This is a genomic window from Hyphomicrobiales bacterium, from assembly GCA_039989895.1.
Lineage (GTDB): Bacteria > Pseudomonadota > Alphaproteobacteria > Rhizobiales > JACESI01 > JACESI01.
In genome coordinates this window covers 362,953-380,890 of the sequence record JBDXGY010000005.1, presented here as the reverse complement: position 1 = coordinate 380,890, position 17,938 = coordinate 362,953, and the positions used below count along the sequence as shown (strand labels likewise).

The window sequence follows — 17,938 nt, the reverse complement described above, 5'->3', positions numbered from 1 at the left end:
CGTTGCTGGCTCCATTGTTGCAGAGGATGACGATTTTAGTACGACGCCATTCGATAATACGGGTGGTACGACTGCGACTGTTTTGACGAACGATAGGTTAAACGGCGCACTTGTCTCGACTGATGGTTCTCAAACAGCAATCTCTATAACCGATGCTGATGGCCTGACCGGTGTGACCATTGCTGATGACGGTGTCATCACCGTTCCAGCGAACACGACGCCGGGCACGTATAACGTTGCCTATCTGCTTGTCGATGGAAATGACGCTACGCTAACAGATCCTGCTGTTGCGACAATCGTCGTTGCTGGCTCCATTGTTGCCGAGGATGATGATTTTAGTACGACGCCATTCGATAATACGGGTGGTACGACTGCGACTGTTTTGGGCAACGATACGTTAAACGGTGCGGCTGTTGCGACTGATGGTTCTCAAACCACTATCGTTATTACGAATGACGGTGGTCTGACAGGTGTGACCATTGCTGATAACGGTGTCATCACCGTTCCCGCGAACACGACGCCGGGCACGTATAACGTTGCCTACCAGCTTGTCGATGAAAATGACGTTACGCTAACAGATCCAGCTGTTGCGACAGTGGTATTTGGTGCAATTGTCGCTGCGGATGATGACTTTAGTGGTGCACTGATTAGCAGCAGTGTTGGCGGCACGACGTCGACTGTTTTGGCAAATGACACGCTTAATGGTTCTTCCGTTGCAACCGATGGTTCTCAAACCACTATCGCTATTACGAATGACGGTGGTCTGACAGGTGTGACCATTGCTGATAACGGCATCATCACCGTTCCCGCGAACACGCCTACAGGCGCTTACAATATTGCCTATCTACTCACTTCTGAAGCGAATGCTGCGCTTTCCGATCTAGCTATCGTGACAGTGATCGTTGCCGATAACCTTGGCCTCGTATCAGCGGTTGAAGGTCAATTAAGAACAACGCTTCGAGATAATCTGTCGGTTACTCTGACAGAGCAAAGTCAGCGCATAAGCGACTATGCGAGAAGTGGTCTTGAGCGCCTTCAAAGTCACGACAATCGGTCTGAAGCACAGTGTGCTGTGGCAGCGACACTTCGTGCACAGTTCATCCTGTTTGACACCAATAAGGCGCTTATAAAACCTGAAAGTGAAACTGCACTTGATGACATAGCTGCAATTCTCGCTTCCTGTCGCGGTAGTTCTTTTGAAATCGCAGGACATACCGATAACGATGCATCTGAAGACTACAACACAGCTCTCAGTCAACGTCGTGTGGATGCGGTCTTGGTTGCATTGCGGGAGCGTGATGTTGATACCTCGGGCTTTGTCACAAAAGGCTATGGTGAATCACAACCAATCGCGCCTAATGACACAGCAGAAGGCAAAGCCCGTAACCGTCGGGTTGAGTTTAATGTTATTGAAGGCGAGAGCATCGCTTCTTCCTACAGAGCTTGTCACGATGGCGCCTCCGCTCCACGCCGTAGTTTCAATGCGAGCGCCGATGAAAATGGTGTGGCGTTAGATGGTGATTTCCAGCATCAGACTTTTGATTGCGCAACAAACCGTTGGTCAATATTCGAAGGCTCATTGGGGTATACTGAAACCGAAAGTGGTATCGAACAAGGTTCGATCAACCTTTCTTACCGCCGCGAAAAGCTTTTCAATTCAGATCGCTTGGGTGGCTTCTTTGTTGGTGCTTTTGGATCACACAGTGACGTCGACACAACGGCAACAGGTTCGATTAATGGAGCAGGGGTGAATGCTGGCTTCTACGGAGCACAAAAACTGGCGAGTGGTTTGTTTGTTGACGGACATCTTGGTGTTGCAACAGGTTTCCAAGATTTTGATCTGGCATTCGATACGGCTCTGGGCGAAATCGATACATCAGGCCGTCAACACTATTTCGCTGGGTTTGCTGGTGTGGCCCTGTCAGGTGAAGTTAAACACGACAACCTTTCAGTGAAACCGCGCATCGGCATTAATTATGCAGCCTCACCGGGAAGCGATGTTGATGTGACCGCCGCATTGGGCAACATAACAGAAAACGGTACGATTGAATTAGAGACGCTCAGTGGTGGTTCGGCTTTTGCCGAAGCGCGTTTTGCAGCAGCTTTCAATGACAACCGCAGCGAAATTGCGCTTACGCCAAGGGTCGCCTGTTTCCAATCGCTTGGCGCGTTTGATGACCAATGTAGTTTTGGTGGTGCCCTTGAACTCTCTACGTTGGAAGTGTCTGACGAGTTTTTATACTCGATTGAATTGGCAGGCGAACAAGCAAATGACTTCTCGCGACTTACACTGTCTGGCAACGTATCCAAAGCTCTTCGTCTTGGAACAGTGAGCGCAACTGCTGGTATTGATGGCAAAGGTAATCAACGGTTGAACCTTGGATATAAATTGAAGTTTTAAATAGAGCACATCTCTCAAAGCACCGGTTGAATGTCTGCGCCCCCTAAAACTGTGCCCCTATTCGTTTCGTTCAGGAGTGTGGACTTGATGGTAAGGGCAGAGATATTCAGACGAAGAGTTGCTGCGTGCGGGTGAATCATTTCCCTCGAACAACGCAGGGATGGACCGAGGGAGTTATCTGAGATGAAGGTGCTTAGGCACTGCACTATATTGCCGAGTTGGGTTCAAAGCGGAAATTACGGGTGCAGCATCATTTTCTGATACTCATCATCACTCCCGGCCCATAGCTGCCGTTTAGACAATTATACAATCGCGATTGTAGCTTCCCAAAAGCGGTCAATCGATTTCCTGAATAAGTAGCGACACTAGACTTCGGCAATGCGGACAAACTTGCCGTTGGTTTTTCTGTCATCAAAGCCGAAGCGTCTTTCAGGAATCTTATGTAAACAATAAATGTTTATTAAATAGGCCTTCATACCAAAATATTTAAAAAACATCCGCGCTACTTCCGTAGCGCGGATGTTTGTTTTGTAAAATTACTTTATGCTTTCCGCGGTCACTTTGTAGATTTCTCCCGCATCAACAGAAACGTAAAGCGCGTTATCTGGGCCCATGACGAGACCACGAAATCTCTCCGAGAACCCGAGAGGCATCTGCGTGATTCCATTGATACCCAAGCCGCCAGGAGTAATGCTGATCATGTCAATTCTTGAGCCTTCTGGCGTGTCACCAAAAGCGATACCCATGATGCCCACCGCCAAGCGACCCTCATAGATGCCCCAATTTTTGCCTTTTAGGAAAGCCGCAGAGCCGGTGCCTTGAGAAAACCCATTGTTGTTCCATGTAGCTGGCATCAAATCTTTGAAGCGCGTGTCACTCATCGGGGTGTACGCAGCACGTATGGCTGGGTCCACTGCCTCCTGCTGATTTGGCTCGTACCCACAATATTGATCCGGGCACTCACTTCTGCCACCTGTGTTCTGGGCGGGATCCCAACCGGCATTACCTCCGTTCACAAGCGCTGTGATTTCATCATTATGCCATGGACCATGTTCAGCCGTGAACGCTTTGCCATCGCTTGGTCGGAAATCTATGCCTTGAACGTTCCTGTGCCCGTAAGTGTATATGCGCTTGTCAAAGCCTTCGGGAGGATTGTTGTCAGGGTGAGCATTACCGTCCGCATCGATCCTCAGAACTTTACCACACAATAATGTGCCATCCTGCGGGCAAACCCCTCTGTGACGATCACCACCAGCTACCCAGAGATAGCCGCCCGGTCCAACGCGGATTCTACCGCCGTTATGGGCGCCCGGCCCACCAAACGGTTGATCGGATTCGAATGGTTTATATTGAATATCCTTAACGATATCAGTTCTATCAGAGACGCTTTTGAGGTCGTCGCTGACCTTGAACTTCATCACGATGTTGCCGTCGCACTTTTCAAAATTGGTCTTGCAGCCATCTCCGTGATACTTATTTGAGGCCGAGTAAACGAAAAGGATGCGGTTCTTCGCGAAATCTCTATCTGGTACCACACCAAGCATACCAGCTTGTCCATCACAAAAAAGGTCACTACCGCTATTAGCGAAGCCGGTGGCATCCTTCATTCCATACAAACCATTCACGGTACCATCTTTATTCCTTACAGAAAGACCGTCACATTTTTCAGTAAAGAACATCGTACCGTCTGGCAAGAAAGCCATATCCCAAGGAGCATCCAGTCCTTCCAAGACAACCGATGAAGTGATCTTTGGTACGTCCATGGCTCCTTTGTGACCATCTGCCTGAGCAGCTAAAGGCATTACGGAAATTAAGGCAGACGCCATGACCCCCGTAGATAAATTCTTAAATACATTCTTCATTTTTCTCTCCCTCTTCATTGTCGCACTTGGTACTTGGCATCTTTCAAATACGTCGCCAAATTTATAATTTCCTGTAAGCATTCAATTTGGCAGTCGTATATGAAATCTTTTCGCCGGATACTTTTGCAAACTGGCTGCATCTTTTCCGCCTGGTCAGTGACAAGAAAAACAAAGTCTTCTTGTATCTGATTTAACCCAATGCCATGTCAGCACTGAACGCAGTCTGAGGAGAGATTAACGTCGCTAAAACCAATAATGTATTGGAAGATCTTAACGAAACAAGCATCCCCAAATTCTGCAACTGTTATTAGTGTTGTCAGTGGCGGCAAAAGATGCATCGCAATTCCCACCGAAACGGAACACCAAGGCTTGCAGGGTTAAACATCCAAACCCTTGAGTCAAGCTGCTGCACGATTGGCAATGGGTGCCTAGATCTTTTCACGCAGTTGGTGCCGGTTGATATGAACGTCGAAGCTCTATGAGTTCTTAGGCTCTGGCATTTAGCAAGAATTGGACTTACGAGACTCTCACGACCGCTTCACCCGCTGAACTCACTGTGACAAGTCCAAAGAGCTCTTAGCTAAATATTAAGTCAACATTCTACAATTCGCTCTGGGCCATCTTTGACATCTGTACTGTTGATTTAGCATCCAGCTTCGACAAGCACCTCATAGTAACAATGGGCTCGAAGCTGCCGTTGAAATATTATGCGACTATCGTTTCAACCAGCGTGGTTTCGCATTCCATGAATAGATTTCATGCTTGGGGTTTTCATGCCATCCAATATTGAAGGTATTGTCTTTGGCGAAGGATGCCAAGCAGTGGTAGGGTAGATGGTGATCTATCCATCAAGCTAGGTCTTGCCATGTTTCGAGATGGGCTCTGCCTTCTCACATGCCGTTCGGTAATCAACACCAGAAAGCCGCTCTATTCAGTTCTCTTTTCCTGCTAACTTTTGGAGAGCTTTAGGAACACGCCTACGAAGCTTCCAACCCTTATTGTCTTTTCTCAAATACTGTTGTTTAGGCATGTCGTTCATGCCTGAGGTGTACCACTTTGCAAGAAGAAGCCATTAAAAAAATAATGATTTTTATCAAAATCAATGACTTAAGGAATTTTTGGTAGCGGGAGAGGGAAATGATGCTCATAAGCATAACATACTGATTTTATTGATCTTTGTAAATCATAATGTGTACCCATGTGTACCACTTGTAAGTTTTTCAAGCAAATAACTTTGCTTTTCAAGCCGGACCTTTAGGAGCTTCGCATTTTAACGCTGGATGGCTCAAAGGGGGGATTGCGGACCTTCGCTGCGTTTGCGACAGAAAGTATGAAACGTCGAAAAGCGGACTTTGACTACGAACATCGACAGTCAGGCAAAGATGGTCCGGGATTACCCCTTGGTCTTGTGCCATCATTGATGGTTTTAAAGATGTGTTGGCTCAGTTGCAGCGGCACCGCGAAGACCTGCCAAAACACACTAATCTTCTCTTCTCTTCTCTTCTGTGGAGTGGCGTTTGCGTGTTTGACGAGGGATATCTTTAACCAGAACATCAGCCGCCGCCTCATGGTGCGCTGTTTTCTTTCTCATCACAATTCTTTAGCGGATCATGATGAGCGAGAAACCCTCCTATATCAATTCAAACTAGATGCTCCATACGCGTTGATGATAAACATAGACCACTGCGCACTGGGATGGTCTGGGCCGTGTCAGCTGCAATGGTGATAAGAATTTAAAAAGGTAATTATAAAGGGTAAGGGCCGTGCCTTACATCACAACAGAAGAGCCCAGCCTTTAGCAAAACATTTACTACATTCTCAATCGATAACCAGAAAACGTGTCTGTGTAACTAGTATTAATCATTCTCTGATAGATTTGTAACTAACTTTAAGTTTAAATGGTATTTGATTTTATGCGGTTCTTGAGGGCATTTTTGAAAGATTCAAGCGGGAGCTTGACTATAATTATGTCCGTTGGGATTGTCATTCTTATTGGTGCTCTAGGCGGGGCGGCGGATATAGCTGCACTCCATCAACAAAAATCATCTTTACAAGGCGCCGCTGACGCAGCTGCTCTCGCCAGTGCTAATGAATTAGGCTTGGCAAGTACAAACAAAGATGACATCAAAGCGATAGCTAAACAATACGTTTCCGCCAACTTCCGTGATGCAGATATGATCACTGCAGGAGGCCCAACGACACTTGAAATTGACGTCGAAGTCGACCTTGATGCCAAGTGGGTTACCGTTGATGTAGCTTATGAATGGACCCCATTCTTTGCGCACCTTATAAGTGATAATGTCACCCCTGTGATGGCATCCTCTACCGCTTCTTTAGCTGGCAACCAAAGTATTTGTGTGATTGCATTAGATCGAAAAAATGACGGATCTTTGCTGATGAGTGGTACATCAACAATAATGGCAAATGACTGTGGTGTGTATGCAAATTCAATTTCTACTGTAGGCCTGAATCTTCAGGATCCAGACGCTTTCTTGGAGGCTGCATCGACATTTACGTCAGGTGGATTTGCAGGATTTGAAGATAACTTTAAACCAATGCCGGTTACTGATAGTCCTCCGATTGATGACCCATTGATAAATCGAGAGTATCCGGAAATTGATGGCTGTATTCCTGAGAACACAAATATATTCTTATCGACTGGGGAAGCGAAACAAGATCCACGCTATCAAGGAGGAGTTCTTACATTTACGCCTGGTACATATTGCGATGGGTTAAGGGTTATCGGGAAGCTGGAAGTTAAATTCGAACCGGGCATTTATGTTTTCAAAGATGGGCCGATAGAAATTACGGGTAATGCGACAATTATAGGCGAAAACGTCGGTATGTTTTTCACCGGAGACACATCAACTTTTTCTTTCACCGGATCAAGCCAGGTGAGTCTGACTGCACCAGATGAAGGTCCGATGGCCGGCTTACTGTTTTTCGAAGACAGAAATTCGCCTCTTAACCGTAGTTTTAGGATAGAAACAAAAGACGCTGAACGTTTTGAGGGTACTGTTTATCTTCCACGAGGAAAGTTCATCATTGATAAGGCAAGCAGATTAGGCCAGCAATCGAACTGGACCGCCATAATTTCGCATCAAATTGAGACTGGTGATGGGCCTGAACTTGAAATTAATGCCGATTTTAACGCGTCAACGATTCCTGTGCCAGAAGGCCTGGTGCCTGCCTCCCGACAGCCCATATTAATTAGCCGCAAGGGGATTTAGGGCTGTTCGCGATGATAACAGAACAAAAATCTGCACAAAATGGGCGTTATCGCGATAGTCTACATATTAGACTCTCGGTCGTCCTTGGTGCCTTGATATTTGTGTCGATGATGGTCTCCTTCACGGTACTTTCTTACTTCTCTTTTGAGCGAGAAATCATAACAAAGAGAAATGCCTTGCGGGGTGCTGCCATCGTTTTTTCGGCGCCAATCGCGGACGCCATGATTGAAGATAATCTCGCCGGTGTTCAGCGCATTTTAACGGGAATTGGACGATTTGATCAATTCAAGTTCGCTTCTGTTTTCGATCAAGAAGGCAACCCTTATGCTGAAGTTGGCTATCAAGCGATTTTGAAGCAAGATAATAGGAAATTAAAGGGAGAATCTATTTCTAATTTTCTACTTCATGATGATTTATGGGTAGAAGAAGAAATTCGGAAATCTGGCTCCGTTATAGGCCATGTCCGTCTGCTCTCAGATATTTCGTCCATTCGCTCTGGTTTGATCAACAACCTGTTTTTTACCTTAGCAATTGCTGTTGGAGCGTCACTCCTCACAATCCTACTCTTAATGCGGTCCATCCGCCTATTGACCCAACCTATACGCACACTGTCTGCATTCATGCAAAAGGTAGGCTCAACCCAGATTTATTCAACTCGCACAGAAGAAAAGACCAAGGGTGAAATTGGTATTTTAGAGCAGTCTTTTAATGGGATGCTAGAAGGTATTGAGAGCCGGAATGACGCTTTGCTCGATTATCAACATACCCTAGAAGATAAGGTTGCAGATCGAACGCAAGAATTGACTGTTGCTAAAAATGAAGCGGAAACAGCTAACGCTGCTAAATCAGAATTTTTGGCGACGATGAGTCATGAAATCAGAACGCCGATGAACGGCATGCTTGTGATGGCTGAACTGCTGACGACAGCAAACCTTCAGCCAAAGCAACAAAGATACGCCGATGTTGTTATGAAATCAGGACGAAGCTTACTCACGATCATCAATGATGTTCTCGATTTTTCAAAAATTGAATCTGGGAATTTGGATCTTGAATCTATCCCAGTAAATATTCGTGCCTTTAGTGAAGATGTGATGTCGCTTTTTTGGCAAACAGCGCAAGAAAAACAACTGGATATTGCTTGCTATATTGCACCCAGTATTCCCGATGAGATTGAAGGTGATCCGGTGCGCCTCAATCAAATATTGAGCAATCTGGTCAATAATGCGGTTAAATTCACGGAATCAGGGCATGTTCAAATCAATATTGAACAAAGCCCCTCTACGCCTTCGTCTGTTCGCATAGCTGTAAAAGATACTGGCGTTGGTATCCACCGCGACAAGATGGATAAAGTATTTGAGAGCTTTGCTCAGGCGGATCAATCTACAACGCGTAAATATGGCGGAACAGGTCTCGGCCTACCAATTTGTAAACGGCTTGTTGAAGCGATGGGTGGTGAAATTGGTGTTGAGAGTGAACCAGGTCACGGGACAACATTCTTCTTTGATCTACCTGTTAAGGTAGCTTTAGAAACACCAAAAAGTCCTATCGAACAAAATAAGCGCGCACTTCTTGTTATACCGAATGGGACGACCTTCCATGTTTTGAAAGACGCACTGGAACGTTCTGGTATTAAAGTCATCTCACGGGCAAGCGTTGATCATGTGAAAGATCAAGAATTTAAGGTTGATTATGTCATTGCCCGAACAGCAGACTTGCTGACACTACGTGGGAAGGTTTCGACACAATATTGTGTTGCGCTAACTGGGCTTGGCGAGTTCACAGTGGAGAAGCTTATCAATGATGATAAAGTGCACGATCTCATTAGTTTTCCAGTGTCTAGTTGTGGTGTGTTTGAGGTGGCTGAAAGGCTGCTAGCAGACGCGCCAAGAGGCAAAAATCTGTTTGGCGGAACTCAAACGCGCGACGACAGACTAGCCTCTTACAAAGGCCGGCAAATACTCATAGCTGATGATAACCCCGTAAACCGCGAGGTTATTGTGCAGGCTCTCAATCGCTTTGATATAGAGCCTATCGTTGCTGAAAATGGACTGGAGGCTCTCGCCGCATTTAATAGGCAGCCATTCGATTTGGTGTTTATGGATTGTAGCATGCCCGAAATGGATGGTTTCCAGACCACAGAAATAATTCGGCAACGGGAAACGGAAAAGAACAAGACGCCAACCCCAATTGTTGCACTAACAGCCCACCTTGCAGACAAAGTCGCAGATCAATGGAAAGATGCTGGTATGGATGACATCATCGTCAAACCATTTACGATGGAAACTCTTCATCAGGGATTGAAGAAATGGTTAGGTGCAGACGAGGTTGAAACTGAAACTCAATCGAGAATCCTTGCGCCTCAGGAGCACAGGCCCACGTTTTTGCAGGCAGCTAGTCTGTTTGACGAGGAAGCTTTAGATAATCTTCGGGATATTTTGGGCGATGCATTTGAGAGTAGTTTCGGCAAGCTCATTTCGCTTTATCGCACCAATGCGCCTAATCTTGTGAACCAAATCTTGGAGGGTTTACAACAAAGCGATGCGAAGAAGGTTTTTGAGAATGCTCACGCTTTAAAATCAATGGCGGCCAATGTTTCTGCATCAGTTTTGTCAAAAAGCTGCGCTGCTGTAGAAAAAGCAGCACAAGATAAAAATTTACCATTGGCTCAGTCAGAGTTTGATGAGCTACATAAAATTCATAATCAACTTATGCAAGAAATTGATAGTCACCTCGAAAAACCAGATAGCCAATCCACACCATTGGCGCAGGCTTCTTAAGCCTTAATTAAGTGATAATCTTATCGTTATTTTGATATTTCAAGTAAATGATGTCCCCTATTATTTATAGTGTGGATTGTGGTCAATGTATCAAATTGGAAAAGTATTACTGGTTGATGATGACCCAACTCAATTGATCCTGTTGAATGGATATTTCATGGGTCTAGGGTGTGATCAAATTTTTGAAGCATCATCCGCACAAAAAGCAATCGAAATAGTCAGAGAAAATAAGGATGAGATATCTCTTATTGTGTCTGATCTGATGATGCCAGATATGGATGGTATCGAAATGCTACGTGCGCTTAAGCAAGATGCGTTCAAAGGTTCAATTGCATTAATATCTAGTCTGGAACAACGCCTGATCGATAGCGCCCATAAACTCGGCAACCTTCATCAGTTGAAGATCATTGGCACATGCCGCAAGCCATTAACGAAACAATGTTTAGACAACGTTTTTCATGGTGTCGATTTTACTGAAAAAGCAACCTTAAAATCTGTGAGTACGGCATCAGAACTTACAGATGTGTTGGCAGGCTTTGAGGCGGAGCAATTTCTGCCATATTACCAACCAAAGGTGGATGTTTTATCGGGTCGTATAGTTGGCGTTGAAGCGCTCGCTCGGTGGGAGCATCCAGCAAACGGATTAATATCTCCGGAAAGTTTTCTGCCAACGATTGAAGGCAATGATCTAACGATGGAATTGACGTTCCTTATGTTTCGCCGCGCTTTTGCTGATATGGCTAAGTGGCGCGATAAGGGCATTCACATCAAGATCGCCTTGAATGTTACAGCCACTGAGGTTGCCAATCTTTCGTTTCCTAGCCAAGTTCAAGGCTTATTAGATGAATATGAAATCGAAGCGGATAAGATTGTAATTGAAATGACGGAGAACGAAGTTCTTGAGTTTAATGCAACGTCAATGGAAGTTCTCACCCGCTTCAGGTTAATGGGTGTCGACATTGCAATTGACGATTTTGGAACAGGATATTCCAACCTCAAGACACTGAAAGAGTTCCCTTATACAGAGCTCAAAATTGACCAAGCATTTATCCGCGGTATGAGTAAAGATTCATTCTCTCAAGAAACTGTTCGGGTGGCAGCCACACTGGGTCGGCAACTCAATATGCGCCTTTTAGCAGAAGGTGTGGAGACAGCCGATGAATGGGATTTTGTGAAAGCGCGAGGCATTGATGAAGTCCAAGGGTTTTACATTGCCAAACCTATGCCTGCAGATGCGTTTGCATCGTTTTATAGTGAGGCAGGTGGTACAATAAGAGTGCGACATGCAGCAACTGCCGCCTAAGTTATAGTGGCAATTAATGTTAGTCGGTTGCGAAATATTTTCTTACGTGAAGCTGGTTGTTTTTGGTGTTAGATTTTAGATAAGCTGTTACTCGCGGGACATTTAATTATGAGCTATCGAATGACTGCTTTCGTGAATCCTTAAGAAGTTCCTCGACGCCCGGCGAAGGTCCGCAATGGGCCGAAAACACATAAACTTGCACTCGCCCGATACATCATCAATCAACACGAACCAACGCAAGAGTCATACAGCAGCGTTTGCCTCTCAGGTAGGTAGAGCATGATTTTTAAAAGTTCTAGTATTAGAGAAATTTGTCCCCTAGAGTAATGCTCATGGCATGCCGTTGGGTGAGGTTTTTCTCTAACTCATTGAAGTAATTGGTAGCGGGAGAGGGACTTGAACCCCCGACACGCGGATTATGATTCCGCTGCTCTAACCAGCTGAGCTACCCCGCCATCTGCAAAACGCCATCAATTGTTAGCGCGCAAGTGCGCATATAAGGTTTGTGATCGCATCCTGTCAATACGCGAAATGGATTTCATGACCAAAGCCATGCCGCACCGCGCACGCCAGAGGAATCTCCATGTTTAGCTTTAACGATCTTTGTGGCCACAAAGTCAGAAAAAACGTGGTCGGCAAGTAAGGGCGGCAGGTCTTTGTAAATAGCATCGATGTTGGACATGCCGCCGCCAAGCACAATGGTGTCGGGATCAACAATATTTATGAGGGTGGAAAGGCCCCGCGCCAGCCGGTCCACATAAGCGCGATAGGTGGCGCGGCTGTCTTCATCATCAAAGGCAATAATTTCTTGAACACCGAGCGGCGTGGGCATGCCGATTCTTGTTTCGTAGTCACGCTGAAACCCGGTGCCTGATATATAGGTCTCAAGACAACCTTGTTTGCCACACCAGCAAGGATTACCCGGGAATTCTTTGCTTGTCATATAGGGAAGCGGTGTGTGGCCAAATTCGCCAGCGATCCCCTGCGTACCTAAGACCGCTTTGCCATCAAGCGCGATGCCTGCCCCGCAGCCTGTACCCAGTATAATGCCCGCAACGATGGGTGAGCCGGCCCCTGCACCATCAATGGCCTCAGAAACGGCGAAGCAATTGGCATCGTTTTGGATGCGAACGGGGCGCGTGAGTGCGGCCTCCATATCTGTTAGTAAAGGCTTACCGTTCAACCATGTTGAATTAGCATTTTTAACAAGACCAGTGGCTGGTGAAATCGTGCCAGGTATGCCTATGCCGACGGACCCTCGCTGTCCGGTACGCGCTTCAACCATACTGACAAGGTCAGCCACGGTTTTGATACAGGCGTTATAATCGTCTCGCGGTGTCTTCTTGCGCTCTCTTATAAGGACGGCGCCTGCTTCATCAAGGGCGATGACCTCAATTTTAGTGCCACCCCAGTCAACACCAATACGGATTGTCACCTTATTATCGTCCATGAAATTAGGCACGAATGGAAAGAAGCGTTGTCATGGCCGCCTCTACACTCGCTGACTTTTCTGCCTGTTCAATCCAGCCGCCGCCAAACACACGGCAATCGTCGGCCTCATTTTCATAAAACACACAAGCTTGACCGGGCGATACGCCGGCCTCTCCCTCAATAAGCACTACTTTGACGCCCTCATCATCTTGATAAAGGGAAGCTGCTTCCGGTGGGCGTGTTGATCGCACTTTGACGAACATTGGCAATGGATTATCTTTTGTAAATTCATTGATACTGCCCTCGCCAAGCCAGTTGATATCACGCAGTAACATTGTGTGCGTGACAAGGGCCTCTGTGGGACCAACAATGACAGCGTTACGGGCGGTGTCCAGTTTGACCACATAAAGCGGATCGCCAGTTGCAACACCCAAACCACGGCGCTGACCTATTGTATAATGGATAATGCCATTATGGCGGCCCAAGACGCGGCCATCCAGATGGATAATATCGCCAGGTACGGCGGCTTCCGGCCGCAGTTTCAAAATGATGTCGGCATATTTGCCATCTGGGACAAAGCAAATATCCTGACTGTCAGATTTTTCTGCTACACTCAGACCATAACGATGGGCCAGTTCGCGTGTTTCCGGCTTTGTCAGATCACCAAGTGGAAAGCGCAGATAGTCGAGTTGTTCTTGTGTGGTGGCAAACAGGAAATAACTTTGATCTCGCGATAAATCCTGCGGGCGGAAGAAGCCATAGCGGCCACTCGCCTCATCCAGCAATTTTGAACGAATATAATGGCCAGTGACCAGAACGTCAGCGCCAAGCTCTTTTGATGTTGCAAGCAGATCTTTGAACTTAACGGTTTGATTGCAGGAGATGCAGGGTACGGGTGTTTCGCCTCGCAGATAGCTGTCGGCAAAATCATCAATCACGCTGTCACGAAATCGGCTTTCATAATCAAGCACATAATGGGGAATATTGAGTGTTTCGGCAACGCGTCGCGCATCGTGGATGTCTTGTCCAGCACAACAAGCGCCTTTCTTTTGGATGGCCGCACCGTGATCATAAAGCTGCAGCGTGATGCCGATGATATCATAGCCTTCTTCGCACATCATGCCGGCGACAACAGAGGAATCGACGCCACCAGACATGGCGACCACCACACGGGTGTCTTCCGGTCGTTTGTTGAGGCCGAGGCTGTTGCGCATGATCTGCATTCCAATTGGGTTGATGGCGTGGTTTTACGACTGCAAACGACAAGGGTCAACATAAGATCCATGTATCTCTTATGCTATGGTTGAGATGGGGCAAAAGGCCTAGGTCAAACTTGCCGAGCGGGTAATTATTGCCGATAAAGCCGTATAATTTGGCGAGCAATTAGTTTTTAAGCTATTGTTTTTTAATGATTATTTTAAATAGAAAAACTGGCCTCAAGCTTGCAGTGATATAAACCAAAATCATTACTTGAGCGAAGGTTATGACCCAGTTTTTATCATTTCAAGCCCAAAGTGCACCTCAGGGCAACGTTTCATCTACAGGTGGCGGGGCGTTTTTTGCCAATAGCTCGTCCGCATTGGGGGCATCTGGAGAGAATGCAAATGCGACATCGAGTGTCGCGCTTAACGCTTTGGCAGGCGATGAGCAGACTTTTGCCAATCTCTTAAATACTCAAACGACGGAAACAGCCGAGGTCGTGACGGCAGCTGCAACGCAGCCCAGATTAGCAGCATTTATCAGTACGGATGTTGTGATATCGCCGTTTGAGAACCAATTAGATGTTTTACCCGAAACGCAACCCCTCGATCTTGCTACTAATTTTGCGGAAAACAGCGATTTGACGCTCAATCTGAACGGTGCAGTGCTAGATGATTTGATTATACAAAATACAGAAAGCGTAGAGGGCAATGAGCTATTGCCAGTAGATCTTTTGCAAGGCCTCAATGAAGTCGAGGCAGGCATTGAGGAACGAGCCACCGCTGAGATAAGTGGTAATGAGCCAGATGTGGCGTTACTCACTGATTCAGCATCAATACCAGAGACTCCATTATTAGGTGCTTTCACTTTGCCGCAGTTGAGTGGACAAAGGATTTCTACTGAAGGAACCGTGCGGGCTGCGTTCGGGCCAGAGCCCTTGAATGTACAGCCGTCTAACCTCAATGATGGTGATCTTGGTGCTGACGATTTGGGCCCAATCCCCCCCAATCTGCCAACAGGTACAAATGCGCTTAATACTGGCCCAAATGCTGACCTAAATACTGCTAGTGAAAGTTTAGAGGGTTTCTCACTCTCAAACACCGTTGATTTACTTGATGTAATTGTGCCTGCTGGATTGTCTCAAGTTGACGCCCCAACACCAAATACGAATGCGGCTGTCACGCAGGTTGCTGTAACCAATGGTAACGCTAACATTGTTTTGCCGGAAACGTTGATAGGCGCCTCAACGGTCTTACCAGATGGTCGTGTTCAAAATATTGAACCCAGCAGCTTTAATAATGTTCAGGTTGCTGCTGGTGCAGTGAATCAAAATAGCATTCAGCAAGCATTGAACAATCAAGCGGGATTAAATCCGCCAGTTCAGGCGACGAATTCATCTGCTCAACCTTCATTAAGCCCGTTGCCTACTGGTGAGCAAAATTTAAACCAGCTTAATGATGAACAAGCAGATAGATTGACGCAAAGAGTTGAGCAAACCTTGCCGCGACAAGCTGGTATTGCTTTGAATATTCCCGCGCAAGCTGAAACACTTCCCGCTAATTTTAACCAAGGAGCATTTGCTCCGGCCAATGGATTAGCGGCTGGTGGAGGTCAGTTTAATCCAAACGCTGCAGATGGTATTAATCCTGCCTATCTTGCGCAAGCCAGTCAGTTGACTGAATCGCCAGAAAATCAGGGCCTTAATTTTAGTGCAAATTCTGCTGTTGAGACAAGTGCATCCACCAATAGCGCGAATAGTTTGTCTAATATAAGCCAAATCGCTCAGCTTCTAGGCCAGCCGAGCGGGAATGAAACGCAACTTGCCAACATCCAAACTAACAACCAGCCGACAATTCAGCTCAGCACCAATGGGACAGCGGCCAGTGCCGGGTCTCAAACAACAGCTCAATTGACGCCATCTTTCTTCACGAATGAAACATTACCAGCCTTGTCAGCGCAACTCTCTCGAGGTGTTGTTGGTGGTCGTGATAGCTTTAATGTTCAACTCAACCCTTCTGAATTGGGCCGTGTTGATGTGCGCCTCTTTACTAATGACGATGGCAGTGTGAATGCGCGCGTTTTGGTCGAGCGGGTAGATACGCTTGATCTGTTCCAACGAGATCTGCGGGCACTTGAGCGTTCACTCCTACAATCAGGCATCAAATTATCTCAAGAAGGTATTGATCTTTCCTTGAAAGATAATGGTGCAAACGGCAACGGCAATAATGCAGCCACAAATGGTGAATTCACCGGTAATGAAGACCAGCGTGGCAGTGAAGAAACGCAACGTCTGGAAGAAGAAGGCAATCGCGCTTTGAACGATCGCCTGCTTGTCGAGGATATCGAGGCAAATCTGCCCAGCGATGTTATTCAAACAATCTATGCCCGGTTCACTCCTGGCCAATTAAATATTGAGGTTTAAATCATGGTTGATATTGCATCATCAGCGATCGCCCCAGTCGCCAATGGCCTTGGCGCAACAGTCCCCTCATCAGGGACAGTAAATGACCGTGAAGAGCTGGTTCAAAACTTTGACACTTTTTTGCAGCTTCTTGTTGCTCAGATTCAAAACCAAGACCCGACAGACCCAGTTGAAACAGAAACATTCACACAACAGTTGGTTCAATTCTCGGAACTTGAACAGTCGATACAATCGAATGATAATCTTGAGACGATTTTAAGCTCCATTGAGAGCCAGAATGCAGCCAGTGTGGTCAGTTACATCGGTTCAACCGTGAACGCACAAGGCAACACGGCAGTTTTGACCAATGGTGAAGCGACCTTCAACGTTCAGGCAGGGGCTGCTATCCCTGAAGCTCAAATTACAATTCGCGACAGTCTTGGGGCCGTTGTGCTTCAATCAACGCAACAGCTCCAACAGGGAAATAATCAATTTGTTTTTGACGGGCAAGGGACAAATGGCCGCCAATTTGAAGATGGCGGCGCATTCACGATCTCGGTTACGGGCAATGACGTGAATGAAAATCCGGTCAATATATCAACGTCAGTCAGCGGTATTGTCGATGGTGTGGACTTCTCGGGCGCGGTTCCAAGTCTTCTAATTGGGACAACAAATGTGCCAATTACCGCCGTTAATTCAGTAACAAACTCGATTTAAACGCCTGAAAGTAAGTTCTTTTTCTTTTTTTTTGGCTTTAAAAAGGCAGAATTACGCCATTTTTCATGCTCGAACTCAAATCCTTACCAAATGGTTGCCAAGGATTTAGCTAAATTTTAAGCCCCCTGGGTTATTGTCTATTCAATAGGTCAATGTAGTAATTTTTAGTGTGAGTAGAGTATGACCGAGTATGTGCGTCCGCGAGTTAAATATGTAATTGGACCAGATGGTAGCCCGTTGACGGTTGCTGATCTTCCCCCAACAAGCACCCGTCGCTGGGTGATCCGCCGTAAAGCTGAGGTGGTAGCCGCTGTGCGCGGTGGCCTGTTAAGTCTCGAAGAGGCTTGCCAGCGCTACACCCTTACAGTGGAAGAGTTTCTTTCCTGGCAACAATCGATTGATGCACATGGTCTTGCGGGTTTGCGCGCGACTCGTGTTCAGGAATATCGTTAGATTTTAAAGTTTATCGTTGGTTGCTAGCAGCCAAAACATGAATTTTTGAAAACGGTTGGTTTTACCAGCCGTTTTTTTCGTGTCTGCATCCCTTATTTTGCCTCATTCTTGGAACGACTACGCTGGTAAAACACGTAATTGTTCAAAGTGTTAACGCGTTGTT

Annotated in this window: 10 protein-coding genes and 1 tRNA gene; 7 read left to right on the top strand and 4 right to left on the bottom strand. The window is 46.4% G+C overall.

Going from position 1 to position 17,938, the window contains the following annotated elements; genetic code table 11:
- A partial coding sequence (locus ABJ081_06605; GenBank protein ID MEP6356334.1) for an OmpA family protein occupies positions 1 to 2,401 on the top strand: 2,401 nt, incomplete at its 5' end.
- 536 nt (positions 2,402 to 2,937) lie between these two features.
- Here ABJ081_06605 and ABJ081_06600 read toward each other — a convergent pair.
- Positions 2,938 to 4,263 (bottom strand): PQQ-dependent sugar dehydrogenase, encoded by a 1,326-nt coding sequence (locus tag ABJ081_06600; GenBank protein MEP6356333.1) that lies wholly within the window; start codon positions 4,261 to 4,263, stop codon positions 2,938 to 2,940.
- A gap of 1,898 nt (positions 4,264 to 6,161) precedes the next feature.
- Here ABJ081_06600 and ABJ081_06595 point away from each other — a divergent pair.
- The 3 genes from ABJ081_06595 to ABJ081_06585 all read left to right on the top strand — a co-directional run bounded on the left by ABJ081_06595 (position 6,162) and on the right by ABJ081_06585 (position 11,573).
- Positions 6,162 to 7,493: a pilus assembly protein TadG-related protein gene (locus ABJ081_06595; protein ID MEP6356332.1), complete on the top strand. Its 1,332-nt coding sequence runs from the start codon at positions 6,162 to 6,164 to the stop codon at positions 7,491 to 7,493.
- 11 nt (positions 7,494 to 7,504) lie between these two features.
- Complete coding sequence (locus ABJ081_06590; GenBank protein ID MEP6356331.1) at positions 7,505 to 10,270, top strand: ATP-binding protein; 2,766 nt, start codon at positions 7,505 to 7,507, stop codon at positions 10,268 to 10,270.
- An 85-nt stretch (positions 10,271 to 10,355) separates the two neighbouring features.
- The gene (locus ABJ081_06585) at positions 10,356 to 11,573 is read left to right on the top strand and encodes an EAL domain-containing response regulator (GenBank protein MEP6356330.1); all 1,218 of its coding nucleotides are present in this window, start codon (positions 10,356 to 10,358) and stop codon (positions 11,571 to 11,573) included.
- A gap of 378 nt (positions 11,574 to 11,951) precedes the next feature.
- Here the strand turns inward: ABJ081_06585 and ABJ081_06580 are convergent.
- The 3 genes from ABJ081_06580 to mnmA form a co-directional block, all read right to left on the bottom strand.
- A tRNA-Met gene (locus ABJ081_06580) sits at positions 11,952 to 12,028 on the bottom strand.
- Between the two features lie 83 nt (positions 12,029 to 12,111).
- Positions 12,112 to 13,002: an ROK family protein gene (locus ABJ081_06575; protein ID MEP6356329.1), complete on the bottom strand. Its 891-nt coding sequence runs from the start codon at positions 13,000 to 13,002 to the stop codon at positions 12,112 to 12,114.
- Positions 13,003 to 13,027: 25 nt separating this feature from the next.
- On the bottom strand, positions 13,028 to 14,218 hold the full coding sequence (gene mnmA / locus ABJ081_06570; GenBank protein ID MEP6356328.1) for a tRNA 2-thiouridine(34) synthase MnmA: 1,191 nt from the start codon (positions 14,216 to 14,218) through the stop codon (positions 13,028 to 13,030).
- A 269-nt stretch (positions 14,219 to 14,487) separates the two neighbouring features.
- Between mnmA and ABJ081_06565 the strand changes: the two genes are divergently transcribed.
- The 3 genes from ABJ081_06565 to ABJ081_06555 all read left to right on the top strand — a co-directional run bounded on the left by ABJ081_06565 (position 14,488) and on the right by ABJ081_06555 (position 17,775).
- Positions 14,488 to 16,626: a flagellar hook-length control protein FliK gene (locus ABJ081_06565; protein ID MEP6356327.1), complete on the top strand. Its 2,139-nt coding sequence runs from the start codon at positions 14,488 to 14,490 to the stop codon at positions 16,624 to 16,626.
- Between the two features lie 3 nt (positions 16,627 to 16,629).
- The gene (locus ABJ081_06560) at positions 16,630 to 17,322 is read left to right on the top strand and encodes a flagellar hook capping FlgD N-terminal domain-containing protein (protein ID MEP6356326.1); all 693 of its coding nucleotides are present in this window, start codon (positions 16,630 to 16,632) and stop codon (positions 17,320 to 17,322) included.
- 180 nt (positions 17,323 to 17,502) lie between these two features.
- On the top strand, positions 17,503 to 17,775 hold the full coding sequence (locus tag ABJ081_06555; GenBank protein ID MEP6356325.1) for a DUF1153 domain-containing protein: 273 nt from the start codon (positions 17,503 to 17,505) through the stop codon (positions 17,773 to 17,775).
- Positions 17,776 to 17,938: the final 163 nt, after the last annotated feature.